This is a genomic window from Pseudomonas sp. Pse35, assembly GCF_024519715.1.
GTDB lineage: Bacteria > Pseudomonadota > Gammaproteobacteria > Pseudomonadales > Pseudomonadaceae > Aquipseudomonas > Aquipseudomonas paracarnis.
Window position 1 is genome coordinate 221,469 of the sequence record NZ_JALJRP010000003.1, and the last position, 15,520, is coordinate 236,988.

Genomic DNA, 15,520 nt, shown 5'->3' on the forward strand with positions numbered 1-15,520 from the left:
TGAGGGGCGGATGGTCGAAATGAACTGTAAAAACCCCAGGTTCAGCCGTAATTAAGGTGAGAGTTGTTATGATTCAGTCACATTTAGCCGTATCAACCCTTGACCGCCATGCCCGACTTTCCCCCGCTGCTCCCCGCCAGCCCGCTGCCCGATAGCTTCTTCGACCGCGATGCCCAACTGCTTGCGCGTGAATTACTCGGAAAAGTCATTCGTCATCGTGTGGGCGATCTCTGGCTTTCGGCGCGAATTATTGAAACCGAAGCCTATTACGTGGCCGAAAAAGGCAGCCACGCCTCACTCGGCTACACAGAAAAGCGTAAGGCTTTGTTTCTGGATGGTGGCCATATCTACATGTACTACGCCCGTGGCGGTGATTCGCTGAACTTCAGCGCCCACGGCCCGGGCAATGCCGTGCTGATCAAATCGGCCTATCCCTGGGTCGACGAAATTTCCGGGGCGGCGAGCCTGGCGCAGATGCTGTTGAACAACCCCAACCCCGATGGCAGCCCACGCCCCTCGCAGAAGCTGTGTGCAGGCCAGACGCTGCTGTGCAAGGCACTGGGCCTGAAAGTGCCGATGTGGGATGCCAAGCGCTTCGATCAGGAACTGCTGTATGTCGAAGACGTGGGCCAGGTGCCCACGCAGATTATCCAGACCACGCGCCTGGGCATCCCCAGTGGGCGCGATGAACACTTGATGTACCGCTTCGTCGATGCTGGCTATGCGCCTTATTGCACGCGGAACCCGCTGCGTCGGGGCCAGGTCGAAGGCCGAGATTATTTTTTGATTTAACGCGCGACACATCCCATGTGGGAGCTGGCTTGCCTGCGATAGCAGTGGGCCAGGCAACTTCAATGCTGGCCATGCCGCAGCCATCGCCGGCAAGCCAGCTCCCACAGTTGAATTTCACCGCCTCAAATTCTGTTTTGTATGCATGGAGTGGATTGTATGGGCCAATGGCTCGATAGCATCACCGGCTGGTTGACCCTCAACCCACAATGGCTGGCAGCCGCGGTGTTTATCGTCGCGTGTGTGGAGTGCCTGGCGATTGCCGGGTTGATCGTGCCGGGCACGGTATTGCTGTTTGCAATCGCCGCGTTGGCTGGCAGCGGTGCGCTGCCTTTGAGTGAAACCCTACTGCTGGGCTTCCTCGGCGGCTTATTGGGCGACGGCGTTTCCTATTACCTGGGCCGCCATTTCCATCAGAACATCCGGCGCCTGCCCGGCCTGCGCCAGCATCCTGAATGGATGAACGGCGCAGAAACCTACTTCCACAAGTACGGAATCGCCAGCCTGTTGGTCGGGCGTTTCATCGGCCCATTGCGTCCCATGCTGCCCATGGTCGCCGGCATGTGCGACATGCCCTTCCCGCGCTTTGCCGCTGTGAGCATCATTGCCGCAGCGGGTTGGACCGTGGCCTATCTGCTGCCGGGCTGGGCTGCCGGCGCCGCGTTCCGCCTGCCGTTGCCGGAAGGCTTCTGGCCGGAAGCGGCGATTATCGCGGCGTGTCTCGCGGTGTTGCTGGGGATGAGTTTGAACAGCAGTTGGCGCGGGCATCGGCGCACCACCTTGTGGATTGGATGCGCCAGCCTGGTGTTGTTGATCGCGCTGTTTATCGGCTACCCCCATCTCAATGACTTCGACCAGGGCCTGAGCGCACTGGTGCAGGAACATCGCAGCCCGTGGCTGGACGAGGTGATGGTGCGGGTCACCCAACTGGGTGAGTTCAAGAAGATGTTTTTCGCCAGCGCCGTGTTCACTGGCCTGTTGCTGTTGGCACGGCAGTGGCGCCACGCCGTATTTGTCGGCGCCACCCTCGCTGGCGCGGCAGTGATTAACACCGGCACCAAGCTGTTTTTCGCCCGTGGCCGCCCGGAAATCCTAACGGACCCGCTGACCAGCTTCAGCATGCCCAGCGGCCATGCCTCCGGGGCCTTTGCCTTCTTCCTGGCGCTCGCGGTATTGGCCGGTCGCGGCCAACCTACGCGGCTGCGCCTGACCTGGATGCTGCTGGGCTGCATTCCCGCGGCGTTCATTGCCTTGTCGCGGGTGTACCTGGGCGCCCATTGGCCCACGGACATCCTGGCCGGCACCTTGCTGGCAATGACCGTGTGTGCGTTCAGCCTGACGGCAATCGAGCACCGCAGCCCATTGCCAGCCATGTCGCAAAAAGCCTGGTGGCTGGTGCTGCCCGCCGTGGTGGCCGTGCTCGGTTTCATCGCCTTTACCGGTACGCCCCACGCCCTGCTCAGGTACGCCTATTGACCCTTGGCCGGGCCGATCCAGTCCACGGAGGCGCTGCGCCGTTCAGCGCAACGCTCGCGGCGCTCCAGCAGCATCTCATCGGCCATTTCGGCGGCGCGCTCGGTGATGTACTCCGCGCCACGCGTGGCTTCCTGCTGGAGTAATTGCGTGGTCACGCTGACAAAATAAGCGTCCCACGCGACTTGTTCCGAGGGGGTCAGCCGAATCATGGTTATCTCCGATCATTGTTGTGCGATCGGAAAATAGTGCAGGCGGCGCAGTGGAGGCGACCGAGCAAAGTCTGAAAGCTCTGTCAGGCAAATCCGAATCTCAGGTGAACAGCTCGCCCTGCAATTCATCGAGCAACAGTTGGATCGCATCCAGGCGTTGCCCTGGGTCGTCCAGTTGCAGCAAGTCGATCTTGTCGGCCTCGCTAAATGGAAGCAGATAGGCCAACTGATTGCTCAGGGCTTGCTGGCCTTCGGCCTGGCCGCCCATGTCCAGCGAGGCCACCATCGGGTGTTCGGCCAAGGCCTCAAGCAACGCCAGCAAGTCGGCGTCCTCTTCGCCCAGCGGCTGGTCCGGCAATTCTTGCAGCCATCGCACATCAGCCACCAGCAACTGGTCTTTCTGCACGCCGGCCTCACGCACGCGGAAACGACGGCCACCTTCGACGCGAATGCCCAGCAGGCCGTTGTCCTGCTGTTTGAAGTCACGAATCAGCGCTTCACAACCGACAAGCGCATAACCGTCAGGGGCCGTGCCCACTTCCGAGCCATCCAGGATGCACACCACACCAAAGCCTTCGCCCTTTTTCATGCAACGGCCGATCATGTCCAGGTAGCGCGCCTCAAATATCTGCAAGTCGAGGGTGCAGCCCGGGAACAGCACAGTGTTGAGGGGGAATAGCGCCAGACTCATAACGGTTTCCTTAAAACCTGGGTTAAACAATGACCGACACCGCCAACGGCAGGAACACCGCCGTGGCCACGCCCATCAAACTCATGGCCAGCGCCGCGAAGGCGCCGCATTCTTCGCTTTCCTGCAGGGCTACCGAAGTGCCGACAGCGTGGGCGGTCATGCCCAGGGCCATGCCGCGCGCTTCGGGGCTGCGTACACCCAGGCGCGACAAGAGCGCTGGACCGATCATCGCGCCGACCACCCCAGTGATCAACACAAACACCGCCGCCAAGGCCGCCACGCCGCCGATCTGCTCGGCCACCAGCATGGCAATCGGCGAGGTGACCGACTTGGGTGCCATGGTCATCAGCACCCTGTGCTCGGCCCCGAACCACCATCCCAACGCTACACAAAGGCCGGTGGCCAATACCCCGCCTACCACCAGCGTAGTAAATATCGGCCAGAACAATTGGCGAATCCGTCGCAGGTTCAGATAAAGCGGCACCGCCAGGGCCACGGTCGCAGGCCCCAGCAGGATGCCCATGATCTCGGTGCTCTTGCGGTATTCGGCGTAGCTCAGCCCGCAGGTGAGCAGCACGCCGATCACCAGCAGCATCGACACCAGCACCGGCTGCAGGAAGATCCAGCGGGTTTTCTCGAACCCCGCCAGCACCAGTTGATAGGCACCCAGGGTGATACCGATACCGAACAGCGGGTGATGAATGACCGCCGTCCAGGCGCCCTGCCAGTCGAGGATCATTGGTCCTTCTCCTTGCGCTTGACCATCTGCTGCATCAGCACACCGACAAAGCCCATGGCGATCACCAGCGACAACACCAACGCCCCGACGATGGCCCAGAAATCCGCCACGATGTCTTTGGCATACACCATCACTCCCACGGCCGGCGGCACCAGCAGCAGCGGCAGGTAACGCAACAGGCTGCCGGCCGCCAGGCTCAGGGGCTCGCCGACTTCACCGCGCCACACCAGAAAGCCCAGCATCAGCAACAAGCCGATGATCGGCCCCGGCAGTACCGGCACCAGCAAATGATTGATCGCGGTGCCGATCAGTTGAAACAGCACCAGCCAGGTCAGGCCACGTAACAGCATCCCGCTCTCCCCCCCTCAAAACTCGCGCGCATTATAAGCATGCCCGCCCTATGCTCCGGCATTCGCCAAAAGCATGTTGGGTTGACCAGGCTGATTGCCCATGATGATCTACATTGGTTCTCTGTAACCCATAAAAACGCCCCTTATCAACGGGCACATAAGTGATGAACCAAGGAGAGACGCAATGCCCTATGTACCCGTAGCGCAGCTCAAAGATTACGTCGGCAAGGAGCTGGGACGTTCCGAATGGCTCACCATCGACCAGGCGCGCATCAACCTGTTCGCGGAAGCCACGGGCGATCATCAGTTCATCCACGTCGACCCGGTCAAGGCCGCGCAGACCCCGTTCGGCAGCACCATCGCCCACGGGTTCCTGTCACTGTCGCTGATGCCCAAGCTGATGGAAGACATCCTGATCATGCCCGAAGGCTTGAAGATGGCCGTCAACTACGGCCTGGACAGCGTGCGCTTTATCCAGCCGGTGAAAGTGAACTCCAAGGTGCGGCTGAACGTCACCCTCACTGACGTCACCGAGAAAAAACCGGGCCAATGGCTGTTCAAGGCCACCGCCACCCTGGAAATCGAAGGCCAGGAAAAGCCGGCCTACATTGCCGAGTCGCTGTCACTCTGCTTCGTATGATCGCCACCCCCCCACTGTAGGAGCGAGCTTGCTCGCGAAGGTCGTCAGCGATAACGCGTGCTTGCTGAACAAATGCGGCGCCTGTGAGTTTTTCGCGGGCAAGCCCGCTCCTACAGGTGGTAGATCCTGCGCATAGACCACTAGGTTCGGCACCCCGGCTACGGCATACTCGGCGCTCAATTATCCGGATCCCGCTATGCGCCCACTCGCTCCCCTTGCCCTTGTCCTGTTGCTCACCGCTTGCGGAGACGGCGAATCGCTGTTGCCGCCCGATGCGCGCTTGCCCGATGGCGGCCGCTACCGTGGCGATGTGGTCAACGGTTTGCTGCAAGGCCAAGGCCGTGTGGACTACCCCAATGGCAGTTGGTACGCCGGCCAGTTCGACAAAGGCCAGTGGCACGGCCAGGGCGAATGGCATGGCAGCAATGGCGAAGTCTATAAAGGCGAATTCAAGCAGGGCCTGTTTGATGGCCAGGGCAGCCTGACCACCTCGGGCAGCAGCTACGTGGGCGGTTTCAAGAACGGCCGACGCAACGGCGAAGGCACCCTCAAAGAGGGGCAAATGACTTATCGCGGCGAATTCCAGGACGACCAGTACTCAGGCCTCGGCCGCCTGGAACTGGCCGACGGCAGTCAGTACCAGGGCCAGTTCGCCCACGGCAAGCCCAATGGCGAAGGCCAGCGCAATGACGACAGCGGCAACCAGTTCAGCGGCCGCTTTGTCGATGGCCAACTGGAAGGCAATGGCACTTTCAATAGCGCCGAAGGCGATATCTATGTCGGCCAGTTCAAACAGAACCAGCTCAATGGCAAAGGTCGCTACGAGAACGCCGACGGTGATGTGTGGATCGGCCAGTTCAAGGAAGGCGCGCTGACCGGCAAAGGCGAATTGATCGGGGTCGATGGCAGCCACTATGTCGGCCAGTTCAGTGACTGGCGCTTTACCGGCGAAGGGCGCCTGAACCTCACCGATGGCAGTTTCTATATCGGTGGCTTCGACAGCGACAACTATCAAGGCCGTGGCACCCTGGTACTCACCGACGGCACCGTGCAGTCCGGCACCTGGGTCAACGGCCTGCGCGTGCGCGACGCCGAGGGCAAGCTGCTGCCCGACCCTCTGGAGACCGGCATACTGGCTCAAGGCCGCTTGCTCGATGACGCCCTGGCGACAGTGCCCGCGTCCACTCCGGCCGTGGAGCTATACACCTTGGTGCTGGCCGGCGACGGCAAACAAAGCGTGTTCCTGCGCGAGGCCGATTACGTCAGCAACCTGCTCGCCACCCGCTTCGGCGCGCGCGGGCAGGTGCGCCTGGTCAACCACCGCGACCATATCGCCGACCGCCCCCTGGCCACCCGTGAAAGCCTGCGCCGCTCGGTGCAAACCCTGGCCGAACGGACCGGGCCGGAAGACCTGGTGTTCATTTACTTGACCAGCCATGGCACCCATGAGCATGAGCTGGTGCTCGACCAACCGCGCATGGAACTGGCCGACCTGCCCGCCGACGAGCTGGCCGCCGTGCTCGCACCGCTGAAAAACCGCGACAAGGTCATCGTGATCTCCGCGTGTTACTCCGGCGGTTTCATACCGGCGCTCAAAGATGAGCGCACCCTGATCATGACCGCCTCCCGTGCAGACCGCGTGTCATTCGGCTGCTCGGAAGAAGCAGACTTCACCTACTTCGGTGATGCCCTTTTCGCACAAGCTTTCAACCAGACGGATGATTTGCAACACGCCTTCAAACTGGCGCAACTGCACGTGGCCGAACGCGAACAGGCGGACAACTTCGAAGCCTCCGAACCGCAGATCTGGGCCCCTAAAGGCGTGATCGCCCATTGGCAATTATTACGTAAACAGCAGGCACGAAAGGCGCTCGAAAGCGTCTCAATGAATAGCAAGGAAGCCAAAGGCAACTAAGCTGTAACGTGTAACAAGGGGGAAACACCATGTACCTGACACCGCAGCATATCTTGCTGGCCGGGGCTTCCGGCCTCACTGGCGAACACCTGCTCGACCGCCTGCTCAACGAACCCACCGTGACCCGCGTGCTGGCACCCAGCCGCAAACCATTGGCTGAACATCCACGCCTGGAAAACCCGGTGGGCGACCCGGCGGTGTTCCTGCCGCAACTGAGCGGCCGCGTGGATATTGCCTTCTGCTGCCTGGGCACCACGATCAAAAAGGCCGGCTCGGAAGCGGCGTTCCGTGCGGTCGACCTGGACATGGTGGTGGCCTTCGCCAAGCGCGCACGGGAACTGGGCGCGCGGCATCTGATCGTGATCAGTGCGATTGGCGCCGACCCGAAATCCTCGGTGTTCTACAACCGGGTCAAGGGGGAAATGGAACTGGCGCTGAGAGCGCAAGACTGGCCGCAGTTGACCATCGTACGTCCATCGCTGCTGCTGGGGGAGCGGTTGGAACCGCGCTTGGCCGAGCAGTTGGCCGGGCCGCTGTCACGGCTGATTCCCGGTAAGTACCACGGTATTGAAGTCTGCGAACTGGCCCGCGCCATGTGGCGCCTGGCGCTGGAAGAACAGGATGGCGTGCGGGTGGTGGAATCGGACGAGTTGCGCAAGCTCGGTAAGTAATGATGCAGGGCTTGTACTGATCGCTCCCACGCTCTGCGTGGGAACGCCGGTTATGACGCTCTGCGTCATGCTTGGGACGCGGAGCGTCCCCGACTGCATTCCCACGCGGAGCGTGGGAACGATCCAACGCGCGTGGGAACGATCCACATCCTATCTACAGCCCGCCCGTGGCGTTGAAGCCCACACCCAGCACCGTCAACACCGACAGTGGCAACAATAAGGTATCGAGCAACGCGCTGGCCGGCAGGTCGAGATGGGGATAGCTCGGGGCCTCGGCACCAAAGCGGTCCTTGGCGCAGCAGCCGCCATTGATCGCGTACAGATCCAGGCGTGTGCCGGCATACACCACCGGGGCGCCCGGTTGCGCGGCATCCAGCGTGCGCGCGGTGGCACAGCCGGTTAGTTGCAGTGCCATCAACAGCAGCAGTGCTTTATTCATCGCCGCCCAGATGGTGCTCGCCCCAACGCGGCAGCATGTCCTGGGGAATGTTCAACAGATTGAGAATGCGCGCCACCACAAAGTCCACCAGGTCATCGATGGTCTGTGGCTGGTGATAGAAACCAGGCGACGCGGGCAGGATGGTCACGCCCATGTTCGACAACTTGAGCATGTGCTCCAGGTGAATGCTCGAATACGGCGCTTCGCGCGGCACCAGGATCAACTGGCGGCGCTCCTTCAAGGTCACATCCGCCGCCCTTTCGATCAGGTTGTTGCAGGCGCCTATGGCAATCGCCGACAAGGTGCCGGTGGAACACGGCACCACCACCATCGCCGCTGGCGCACCGGAGCCTGAGGCTACCGGCGACATCCAGTCCTCTTTGCCGTAAACCTTGATCTGCCCCGCCGCTGCGCCGGTGTACTCGGTGAGGAATGCCTGCATCATCTGCACCTTGGAAGGCAGCGCGACATCGGTCTCAGTCGCCAGCACCAATTGCGCCGCCTTGGAGATCAGAAAATGCACCTCACGGTCTTCACGCACCAGGCAGTCGAGCAGGCGCAAGCCGTAGGGCGCACCGGATGCGCCGGTCATCGCCAGTGTGATGCGTTCCGGCCCGCTCATTTCAGTGCCTCGGCCAGCTTGCCGTGCAGGCCGCCAAAGCCACCGTTGCTCATGACCACCACGTGGGTGCCGGGCTGGGCCAAGGATTTCACATGCTCAATGATGCCTTCCAACGAATCGCAGACTGTGGAGGGCACGGTGCATAGCGCAGCAATCGCGGGCAAATCCCAGCCGAGGTTGGCCGGCGCATACCACACCACCTGGTCGGCATCGTTGACGCTCTCGGGCAGGCCATCACGGTGCGCGCCCAGCTTCATGGAGTTGGAGCGCGGCTCGACGATGGCAATGATCTGCGCATCGCCGACGCGCTTGCGCAGGCCATCCAGGGTTGTGGCAATTGCGGTCGGGTGGTGAGCAAAGTCGTCGTAGATGGTAATTCCATTTACTTCAGCGACTTTCTCCATGCGCCGCTTCACACTCTTGAACGCGCTCAAGGCGGCAATGCCCATGGCTGGCACCACGCCAACATGCCGAGCGGCAGCCAGGCTCACCAAAGCGTTGGCCACGTTGTGTTGGCCGGTCATGCCCCAATCGACGATGCCTTGGGGCTGGCCTTCGAACAGCACTTCAAACCGCGAACCGTCTTCGCTGAGCAACCTCGCCTGCCACTGCCCGTCCGCGCCGGTAGTTTGCACCGGGGTCCAGCAGCCCATGTCGATCACACGCTGCAACGCAGGCTCGGTGGTGGGATGAATGACAAGGCCCTCACTTGGGATAGTGCGCACCAAGTGGTGGAACTGGCGCTCAATCGCCGGCAGATCGGGGAAGATATCCGCGTGATCGAACTCAAGGTTATTCAGGATCGCTGTGCGTGGGCGGTAATGGACGAACTTGGAGCGCTTGTCGAAAAAGGCGCTGTCGTATTCATCGGCCTCGATCACAAAAAACGGGGTCTGGCCCAGGCGCGCCGATACCGAGAAGTTCTGCGGCACACCGCCAATCAGGAAACCCGGACTCATGCCTGCATGCTCCAGCACCCAGGCCAGCATGCTGCTGGTGGTGGTCTTGCCGTGAGTGCCCGCCACTGCCAGGACCCAACGGCCCTGCAGCACATGGTCCGCCAGCCACTGGGGGCCGGAGACGTAAGGCAAGCCTTTGTTCAGTACGTATTCCACCGCCGGGTTGCCGCGAGACATGGCGTTGCCGATGACGACCAGGTCCGGCACCGGGTCGAATTGCGAAGGGTCGTAACCTTGGGTCAGCTCAATCCCTTGCGCCTGTAGCTGCGTGCTCATGGGTGGATAAACATTGGCATCGGAGCCTGTTACGTGATGGCCCAGCTCTTTGGCCAGAACCGCCATCGAACCCATGAACGTACCGCAGATACCCAGAATATGAATGTGCATAGTCGACCTCGTAAACATCGAGGCAGGTTAGCGTAGGGTGGGAAAGTTCGCACGCTTTAGCTGAGCACGAAACGCTCGCCGGTAGGATCCGGCACAAGGAAGGTCTTAAACCGCGCTGCCGGCGTTTTTAAGCTCAGCGGCTTTCAAGGTAGAGCGTGAGACAAAAAACGAGCGGTTCGCAATAACCAGGTTACTCCGACAGCGCCCCTTACTGCATGGCGTCCCGTGAAATGCCATGTTTGCGTAACTTGCGGTACAGCGTATTGCGACTGACCCCCAACTGTTCAGCCACATGGCTCATATGCCAGCGCTGCTGCGCCAACGCGTTGAGCAATGCCTGGCGCTCGGCGTTCTCCAGCGGCGAGACGCACGGCGCATCCACCCTCGCCCCTTGCGGCTGCGCTTGGCGAATCAGTGCCGGCAAGTCTTCAAGACCGACTCGCCCGCCCTCACAGAGCGCCACTACCGTGCGCAACACCGTACGCAACTGCCGCAGGTTGCCGGGCCAGTGGAATGCCAACAGAGCCTGGCGCGCAGGCTCGTCCAGCATCACCTGCTCGGTGCCCGCTTCCTGGGCCAGGAGGAAGTCCAACAGTTGCGACTTGTCACTGCGTTCGCGCAACGGCGGCAGGGCCACTTCCAAGCCGTTCAAGCGGTAATACAGGTCTTCGCGAAAGCTGCCATCGGCCACGCGCTCCAGCAAATTACGGTGCGTGGCGCTGATGATGCGCACGTTCACCGCTTGAGGTTCGCCGCCAATAGGCACCACCAGGCGATCCTCCAGCACCCGTAACAGGCGGGTTTGCAACGCCAGGGGCATGTCGCCGATTTCGTCGAGAAACAGCGTGCCGCCGTCGGCCTGTTGCAGTTTGCCGCGCATGCCTTCTTTAAGGGCGCCGGTGAAACTGCCGGCGCGATAGCCAAACAGTTCGCTCTCGATCAGGTTTTCTGGAATCGCCGCACAGTTCAGCGCAACAAAGGCCTTATCGCCCCGCTGGCTGCCCTGGTGCACAGCCTTGGCGAAGGCTTCTTTACCGCAGCCGGTTTCGCCGTTGATCAGCAAGGGCACGTCGCGCTCGAACACTCGCGAGGCCTTGCGTAGCTCATTTTGCAACGCCGGGTCGCCCACGCAGATACCCAAAGGCCGTGGCGCCTGCGGCTTGATGATGGGTACCGGCACACTGCGCGGCTGGCCTCGCAGCGCTGCAAACAAAAGCCGGCCATCGCGGGTGCGCAGCGGCCAACTGGCCGTGGCATTCGCGCTGGCCCGCCCCAGTAACTGATCCAGGGAGCAGTCGAAAAATGCCTCCACCGGCTGGCCTACCAAGCCGCCGCGTAGCTGCCCCAACAGGTTCAGAGCGCTCTGGTTGACCGCACAAATGCGCCCTTCGCCATCAAACGCCAGCAAGCCTTCGCTGAACAACCCGACCGACTCGGCCTGCAGGTGGAAACGCAACAGCCAGTGGTGTTCGAAGTGGCGCAGGAAATAGCAACTTTCGATCATCTTGGCCGACAGGTTCACCAGCGCCATGGTGTGGAACTGGCTCTGGCGCGACACGGCTTCGCGGGCCGAGGACACATCCAGCACCGCCAGCAATTCACCATGTGGGTCGAACACCGGGCTGGCCGAACAGGTCAGCCCGGTATGACGGCCGCGAAAATGCTCGTCACGGTGGATCGTCAACGACTGCCGCTCCACCAGGCAGGTGCCGATGCCGTTGGTGCCTTCGCAGGCTTCGCTCCAGTCAGCGCCCAGCCATAAGCCGGCGCGCTCGAATATCTTGCGCTCGGACGGCGCGGTGACACAGTTGAGGATCACCCCACGCGCATCGGTGAGCAGCACCGCATGACCGGCGCCGGAGAGTTGCTGGTGCAGGCTGTTCATTTCGCTGCCGGCGATGTGCAGCACTTGGCGCAGGCGTTCGCGACTTTCCAGCAGGCGCCCGTGCTCGAGCACGGTGGGCGCGATGGTCAGCGCCGGGTCGAGGTGGTAATCCTCCACGCAGCGCAGCCAGGAACGGGCGATGGACGGGTCGCTGCCAGGCCCTTGGGAAAGCTCTTGGCCACGGGTGACGGTCAAGACTTGCTGGGCATGGCGACTGAAATGATCGTTATGCATGTTCTTATTATTCTCCCTGCGTGAGAACGCCCAGCATCCCCCAGCCATCCGGCCATTGCAATCCCGGCCCGACCCACCGGTCACAGGCTGTATCGTTTATGGCACAAACTGTCACCTTGCCTGTATCACTCCCGTCACGGCAAAGCCTTGCAACAAAGCCCAACCTCTTGATTCTGCTGGCCCGCACGGCGATGGCCCGACCTTTGCTCTACGCTTTATAACGCGCTCGCAGCGCTGTACTCCGATAAACATAAAAGCAGGAGATGCCCACCATGCGTTATGCACACCCCGGTACCGAAGGCGCCATCGTTTCGTTCAAGGCCAAATACGGCAACTACATCGGCGGCGAATTCGTGGCGCCGGTCGATGGCAACTACTTCTCCAACACCTCGCCGGTCAACGGCAAGCCCATCGCCGACTTCCCGCGCTCCACTGCCAAAGACATCGACAAAGCACTGGACGCCGCCCACGCAGCCGCAGACGCCTGGGGCAAAACCAGCGCCCAGGACCGCTCGCGGGTACTGCTGAAAATCGCCGACCGCATCGAGCAAAACCTCGAACTGCTGGCCATCACCGAAACCTGGGACAACGGCAAGGCCGTGCGCGAAACCCTCAACGCCGACATCCCTCTGGCCGCCGACCACTTCCGCTACTTCGCTGGCTGCATCCGCGCCCAGGAAGGCAGCAGCGCGGAAATCAACGAACTCACCGCCGCCTACCACTTCCACGAACCGCTGGGTGTGGTTGGCCAGATCATCCCGTGGAACTTCCCGCTGCTGATGGCCGCGTGGAAACTCGCACCGGCCCTGGCCGCCGGTAACTGCGTGGTGCTCAAGCCAGCCGAGCAAACGCCGCTGGGCATCAGCGTGCTGATGGAGCTGATCGGCGACTTGCTGCCACCGGGCGTGCTGAACGTGGTGCACGGTTTCGGCAAGGAAGCTGGCGAAGCCCTTGTCACCAGCAAGCGCATCGCCAAGATCGCCTTTACCGGTTCAACGCCTGTGGGCTCGCACATCATGCATGCCGCGGCCGAGAACATCATTCCGTCCACGGTCGAGCTGGGCGGCAAGTCGCCGAACATCTTCTTCGCCGACATCATGAAAGCGGAACCTGCATTTATCGAAAAAGCCGCCGAAGGCCTGGTGCTGGCGTTCTTCAACCAGGGCGAAGTGTGCACCTGCCCTTCCCGCGCTCTGGTGGAAGAGTCGATCTACGACGACTTCATGAAAGTGGTGATGAAGAAGGTCGAGTCGATCAAGCGTGGTGACCCGCTGGACACCGACACCATGGTCGGCGCCCAGGCGTCCGAGCAGCAGTTCGACAAGATCCTGTCCTACCTGGAAATCGCCAAGGGCGAAGGCGCGCAATTGCTCACCGGCGGCAAGGTCGAGAAGCTCACGGGCGACCTGGCCACCGGTTATTACATCCAGCCGACCCTGCTCAAGGGCACCAACGACATGCGCGTGTTCCAGGAAGAAATCTTCGGCCCGGTGGTAAGCATCACCACTTTCAAGGATGAAGCCGAAGCCCTGGCGATTGCCAACGACACCGAGTTCGGCCTGGGCGCCGGCCTGTGGACCCGCGACATCAACCGCGCCTACCGCATGGGCCGGGCGATCAAGGCCGGCCGCGTGTGGACCAACTGCTACCACCTGTACCCGGCGCATGCCGCGTTTGGTGGTTACAAGAAGTCTGGCGTGGGCCGTGAAACCCACAAGATGATGTTGGATCACTACCAGCAGACCAAGAACTTGCTGGTGAGTTACGACATTAATCCGTTGGGCTTTTTCTAACCCCACTGAAGCAACAACCGTCACTGTAGGAGCGAGCTTGCTCGCGAAGAACGTTAACGATAACGCGAGCAGCCTGACTCCCCGAGGCGCTCGCAAGTTTTTCGCGAGCAAGCTCGCTCCTACATTAGCGGCGTGTATCAGCCAAATAAGGGGTAGCTGACAGGCCGCTATCGCAGGCAAGCCAGCTCCCACATTTGATATCACAAGCAATTGCTACCTCGTTCGGCACACAGACGCCGAGTCAAAAACAATAAGAATGGAAGGTACTTCCCATGCCTAGCGAACCCACTGGTTCTTCTGTCGACTTCGAAAAAGTCGGCACCGATTATTTTCAACAACGCGAACTGAAAAAAGGCGCCGCCGGCTGGGTACTACTGGTTGGCCTTGGCGTCGCCTATGTTATTTCCGGCGATTACGCCGGCTGGAACTTCGGCCTGGCCCAAGGCGGCTGGGGCGGCATGTTCCTCGCCACTTTGCTGATGGCCACCATGTACCTGTGCATGTGCTTTTCCCTGGCCGAGCTGTCCTCCATGATCCCCACTGCTGGCGGTGGCTACGGTTTTGCCCGCAGCGCATTCGGCCCTTGGGGCGGGTTCCTCACGGGTACTGCCATCCTTATCGAATACGCCATCGCCCCCGCCGCCATCGCAGTGTTTATCGGCGCCTATTGCGAGTCGTTGTTCGGCATTGGCGGCTGGATGATCTACCTGGCGTTCTACATCATCTTTATTGGCATCCACATCTTTGGTGTGGGCGAAGCCTTGAAGCTGATGTTCGTGATCACCGCTGTCGCCGCGATTGCCCTGGGCGTGTTCCTGGTGTCGATGGTGCCGCATTTCAACGTCGCCAATCTGCTGGATATACCCGTGACCGAGGCCAAGGGCGCCAGCAGCTTCCTGCCGTTCGGCTACGTCGGCGTGTGGGCCGCGATCCCTTATGCCATCTGGTTTTTCCTGGCGGTGGAAGGCGTGCCGCTGGCCGCTGAAGAAACCAAGAACCCCAAGCGCGACCTCCCTCGCGGGCTGATCGGCGCGATTGTGGTGCTGACCAGTTTTGCCCTGTTGATCCTGGTGATCGCGCCGGGCGGTGCGGGGACTTACGCGCTGATCAAATCCGGCAACCCGCTGGTTGAAGCCTTGGCGTTGTCCTACGGCGGTTCCACCTGGATGGGCAGCTTCGTCAACCTAGTCGGCCTGGCCGGTTTGATCGCGAGCTTTTTCTCGATTATCTACGCCTATTCGCGGCAGATCTTTGCCTTGTCCCGTGCCGGTTACTTGCCGCGCAAATTGTCCGAGACCAACAAGAGCAAGGCGCCAGTATTGGCACTGGTGATCCCCGGGATTATCGGCTTTGGCCTGTCGCTGACCGGCCAGGGTGACTTGCTGATCCTGGTGGCGGTGTTTGGCGCCACCATTTCCTACGTATTGATGATGGCCGCCCACATCACCCTGCGCATCCGTCGCCCTAAAATGGAGCGGCCATACCGCACGCCGGGGGGCATTTTCACTTCAGGCGTGGCACTGGTACTGGCTTGCGTGGCCGTGGTGGCGGGCTTTCTGGTGGACCCGCGCGTGGTGATTGGCGCGGCGATCATCTATGGAGTATTAATTGCTTACTTTGCTTTCTACAGCCGGCATCACTTGGTAGCGGGCACGCCGGAAGAGGAATTCGCGGCGATCCAGGCCGCAGAGGCCGCTCTGCACTAACTGCCGAAAACCTCG

Annotated in this window: 15 protein-coding genes; 7 read left to right on the forward strand and 8 right to left on the reverse strand. The window is 61.3% G+C overall.

The annotated features are described in order from the left end of the window. Nucleotides 1-108: 108 nt before the first annotated feature. Together OC445_RS03310 and OC445_RS03315 are read left to right on the forward strand one after the other, a co-directional pair. The gene (locus OC445_RS03310) at nucleotides 109-792 is read left to right on the forward strand and encodes a DNA-3-methyladenine glycosylase (RefSeq protein WP_054918120.1); all 684 of its coding nucleotides are present in this window, start codon (nucleotides 109-111) and stop codon (nucleotides 790-792) included. Nucleotides 793-948: 156 nt separating this feature from the next. Further along, on the forward strand, nucleotides 949-2,265 hold the full coding sequence (locus OC445_RS03315) for a bifunctional DedA family/phosphatase PAP2 family protein (RefSeq protein ID WP_054918122.1): 1,317 nt from the start codon (nucleotides 949-951) through the stop codon (nucleotides 2,263-2,265). On the opposite strand, the gene OC445_RS03320 is transcribed toward OC445_RS03315, so the two are convergent. The 4 genes from OC445_RS03320 to OC445_RS03335 form a co-directional block, all read right to left on the reverse strand. Continuing rightward, nucleotides 2,259-2,474, reverse strand: coding sequence for a hypothetical protein (locus OC445_RS03320; protein WP_054896190.1), 216 nt, complete (start codon nucleotides 2,472-2,474; stop codon nucleotides 2,259-2,261). The genes OC445_RS03315 and OC445_RS03320 overlap by 7 nt on opposite strands. A gap of 100 nt (nucleotides 2,475-2,574) precedes the next feature. Continuing rightward, entirely contained in the window at nucleotides 2,575-3,165 is a 591-nt protein-coding gene (locus OC445_RS03325) for an LON peptidase substrate-binding domain-containing protein (RefSeq protein ID WP_198790878.1), read from the reverse strand. A gap of 22 nt (nucleotides 3,166-3,187) precedes the next feature. Continuing rightward, nucleotides 3,188-3,904 (reverse strand): LrgB family protein, encoded by a 717-nt coding sequence (locus tag OC445_RS03330; RefSeq protein WP_034126899.1) that lies wholly within the window; start codon nucleotides 3,902-3,904, stop codon nucleotides 3,188-3,190. Further along, a complete protein-coding gene (locus OC445_RS03335; protein WP_003194494.1) occupies nucleotides 3,901-4,254 on the reverse strand; it encodes a CidA/LrgA family protein in 354 nt (117 codons plus the stop codon). Before OC445_RS03335 ends, OC445_RS03330 begins: the two co-directional genes overlap by 4 nt. 184 nt (nucleotides 4,255-4,438) lie before the next feature. Here OC445_RS03335 and OC445_RS03340 point away from each other — a divergent pair, with 184 nt between their 5' ends. The 3 genes from OC445_RS03340 to OC445_RS03350 all read left to right on the forward strand — a co-directional run bounded on the left by OC445_RS03340 (nucleotide 4,439) and on the right by OC445_RS03350 (nucleotide 7,480). Next, the gene (locus tag OC445_RS03340) at nucleotides 4,439-4,894 is read left to right on the forward strand and encodes a MaoC family dehydratase (protein ID WP_003194496.1); all 456 of its coding nucleotides are present in this window, start codon (nucleotides 4,439-4,441) and stop codon (nucleotides 4,892-4,894) included. Between the two features lie 196 nt (nucleotides 4,895-5,090). After that, on the forward strand, nucleotides 5,091-6,809 hold the full coding sequence (locus OC445_RS03345) for a C13 family peptidase (RefSeq protein ID WP_262019939.1): 1,719 nt from the start codon (nucleotides 5,091-5,093) through the stop codon (nucleotides 6,807-6,809). 29 nt (nucleotides 6,810-6,838) lie between these two features. Beyond that, nucleotides 6,839-7,480 carry an oxidoreductase gene (locus OC445_RS03350; RefSeq protein WP_014720096.1) on the forward strand — a complete coding sequence of 214 codons (642 nt, stop codon included), beginning with the start codon at nucleotides 6,839-6,841 and terminating at the stop codon, nucleotides 7,478-7,480. A 154-nt stretch (nucleotides 7,481-7,634) separates the two neighbouring features. Here the strand turns inward: OC445_RS03350 and OC445_RS03355 are convergent, their stop codons facing one another. The 4 genes from OC445_RS03355 to OC445_RS03370 all read right to left on the reverse strand — a co-directional run bounded on the left by OC445_RS03355 (nucleotide 7,635) and on the right by OC445_RS03370 (nucleotide 12,006). Further along, complete coding sequence (locus OC445_RS03355) at nucleotides 7,635-7,919, reverse strand: YceK/YidQ family lipoprotein (RefSeq protein WP_003194502.1); 285 nt, start codon at nucleotides 7,917-7,919, stop codon at nucleotides 7,635-7,637. Then, nucleotides 7,912-8,541 carry a flavin prenyltransferase UbiX gene (gene ubiX / locus OC445_RS03360; RefSeq protein WP_197900748.1) on the reverse strand — a complete coding sequence of 210 codons (630 nt, stop codon included), beginning with the start codon at nucleotides 8,539-8,541 and terminating at the stop codon, nucleotides 7,912-7,914. The genes OC445_RS03355 and ubiX overlap by 8 nt, the downstream gene beginning before the upstream one ends. Next, on the reverse strand, nucleotides 8,538-9,887 hold the full coding sequence (mpl, locus tag OC445_RS03365) for a UDP-N-acetylmuramate:L-alanyl-gamma-D-glutamyl-meso-diaminopimelate ligase (RefSeq protein ID WP_060764042.1): 1,350 nt from the start codon (nucleotides 9,885-9,887) through the stop codon (nucleotides 8,538-8,540). Before mpl ends, ubiX begins: the two co-directional genes overlap by 4 nt. A gap of 208 nt (nucleotides 9,888-10,095) precedes the next feature. After that, nucleotides 10,096-12,006, reverse strand: coding sequence for a sigma-54-dependent Fis family transcriptional regulator (locus OC445_RS03370; protein WP_220382819.1), 1,911 nt, complete (start codon nucleotides 12,004-12,006; stop codon nucleotides 10,096-10,098). A 272-nt stretch (nucleotides 12,007-12,278) separates the two neighbouring features. Here OC445_RS03370 and OC445_RS03375 point away from each other — a divergent pair, with 272 nt between their 5' ends. Then, nucleotides 12,279-13,799, forward strand: coding sequence for an aldehyde dehydrogenase family protein (locus tag OC445_RS03375; RefSeq protein ID WP_262019940.1), 1,521 nt, complete (start codon nucleotides 12,279-12,281; stop codon nucleotides 13,797-13,799). A gap of 272 nt (nucleotides 13,800-14,071) precedes the next feature. Next, nucleotides 14,072-15,505: an ethanolamine permease gene (eat, locus tag OC445_RS03385; RefSeq protein ID WP_003194515.1), complete on the forward strand. Its 1,434-nt coding sequence runs from the start codon at nucleotides 14,072-14,074 to the stop codon at nucleotides 15,503-15,505. Nucleotides 15,506-15,520: the final 15 nt, after the last annotated feature.

Excerpts from the sequence above, each read along its gene's own strand:
- OC445_RS03310 (WP_054918120.1), top strand. The coding sequence starts at position 109 with ATGCCCGACTTTCCCCCGCTGCTCCCCGCCAGCCCGCTGCCCGATAGC.
- OC445_RS03315 (WP_054918122.1), top strand. The coding sequence starts at position 949 with ATGGGCCAATGGCTCGATAGCATCACCGGCTGGTTGACCCTCAACCCA.
- OC445_RS03320 (WP_054896190.1), bottom strand. The coding sequence starts at position 2,474 with ATGATTCGGCTGACCCCCTCGGAACAAGTCGCGTGGGACGCTTATTTT.
- OC445_RS03325 (WP_198790878.1), bottom strand. The coding sequence starts at position 3,165 with ATGAGTCTGGCGCTATTCCCCCTCAACACTGTGCTGTTCCCGGGCTGC.
- OC445_RS03330 (WP_034126899.1), bottom strand. The coding sequence starts at position 3,904 with ATGATCCTCGACTGGCAGGGCGCCTGGACGGCGGTCATTCATCACCCG.
- OC445_RS03335 (WP_003194494.1), bottom strand. The coding sequence starts at position 4,254 with ATGCTGTTACGTGGCCTGACCTGGCTGGTGCTGTTTCAACTGATCGGC.
- OC445_RS03340 (WP_003194496.1), top strand. The coding sequence starts at position 4,439 with ATGCCCTATGTACCCGTAGCGCAGCTCAAAGATTACGTCGGCAAGGAG.
- OC445_RS03345 (WP_262019939.1), top strand. The coding sequence starts at position 5,091 with ATGCGCCCACTCGCTCCCCTTGCCCTTGTCCTGTTGCTCACCGCTTGC.
- OC445_RS03350 (WP_014720096.1), top strand. The coding sequence starts at position 6,839 with ATGTACCTGACACCGCAGCATATCTTGCTGGCCGGGGCTTCCGGCCTC.
- OC445_RS03355 (WP_003194502.1), bottom strand. The coding sequence starts at position 7,919 with ATGAATAAAGCACTGCTGCTGTTGATGGCACTGCAACTAACCGGCTGT.
- ubiX (WP_197900748.1), bottom strand. The coding sequence starts at position 8,541 with ATGAGCGGGCCGGAACGCATCACACTGGCGATGACCGGCGCATCCGGT.
- mpl (WP_060764042.1), bottom strand. The coding sequence starts at position 9,887 with ATGCACATTCATATTCTGGGTATCTGCGGTACGTTCATGGGTTCGATG.
- OC445_RS03370 (WP_220382819.1), bottom strand. The coding sequence starts at position 12,006 with ATGCATAACGATCATTTCAGTCGCCATGCCCAGCAAGTCTTGACCGTC.
- OC445_RS03375 (WP_262019940.1), top strand. The coding sequence starts at position 12,279 with ATGCGTTATGCACACCCCGGTACCGAAGGCGCCATCGTTTCGTTCAAG.
- eat (WP_003194515.1), top strand. The coding sequence starts at position 14,072 with ATGCCTAGCGAACCCACTGGTTCTTCTGTCGACTTCGAAAAAGTCGGC.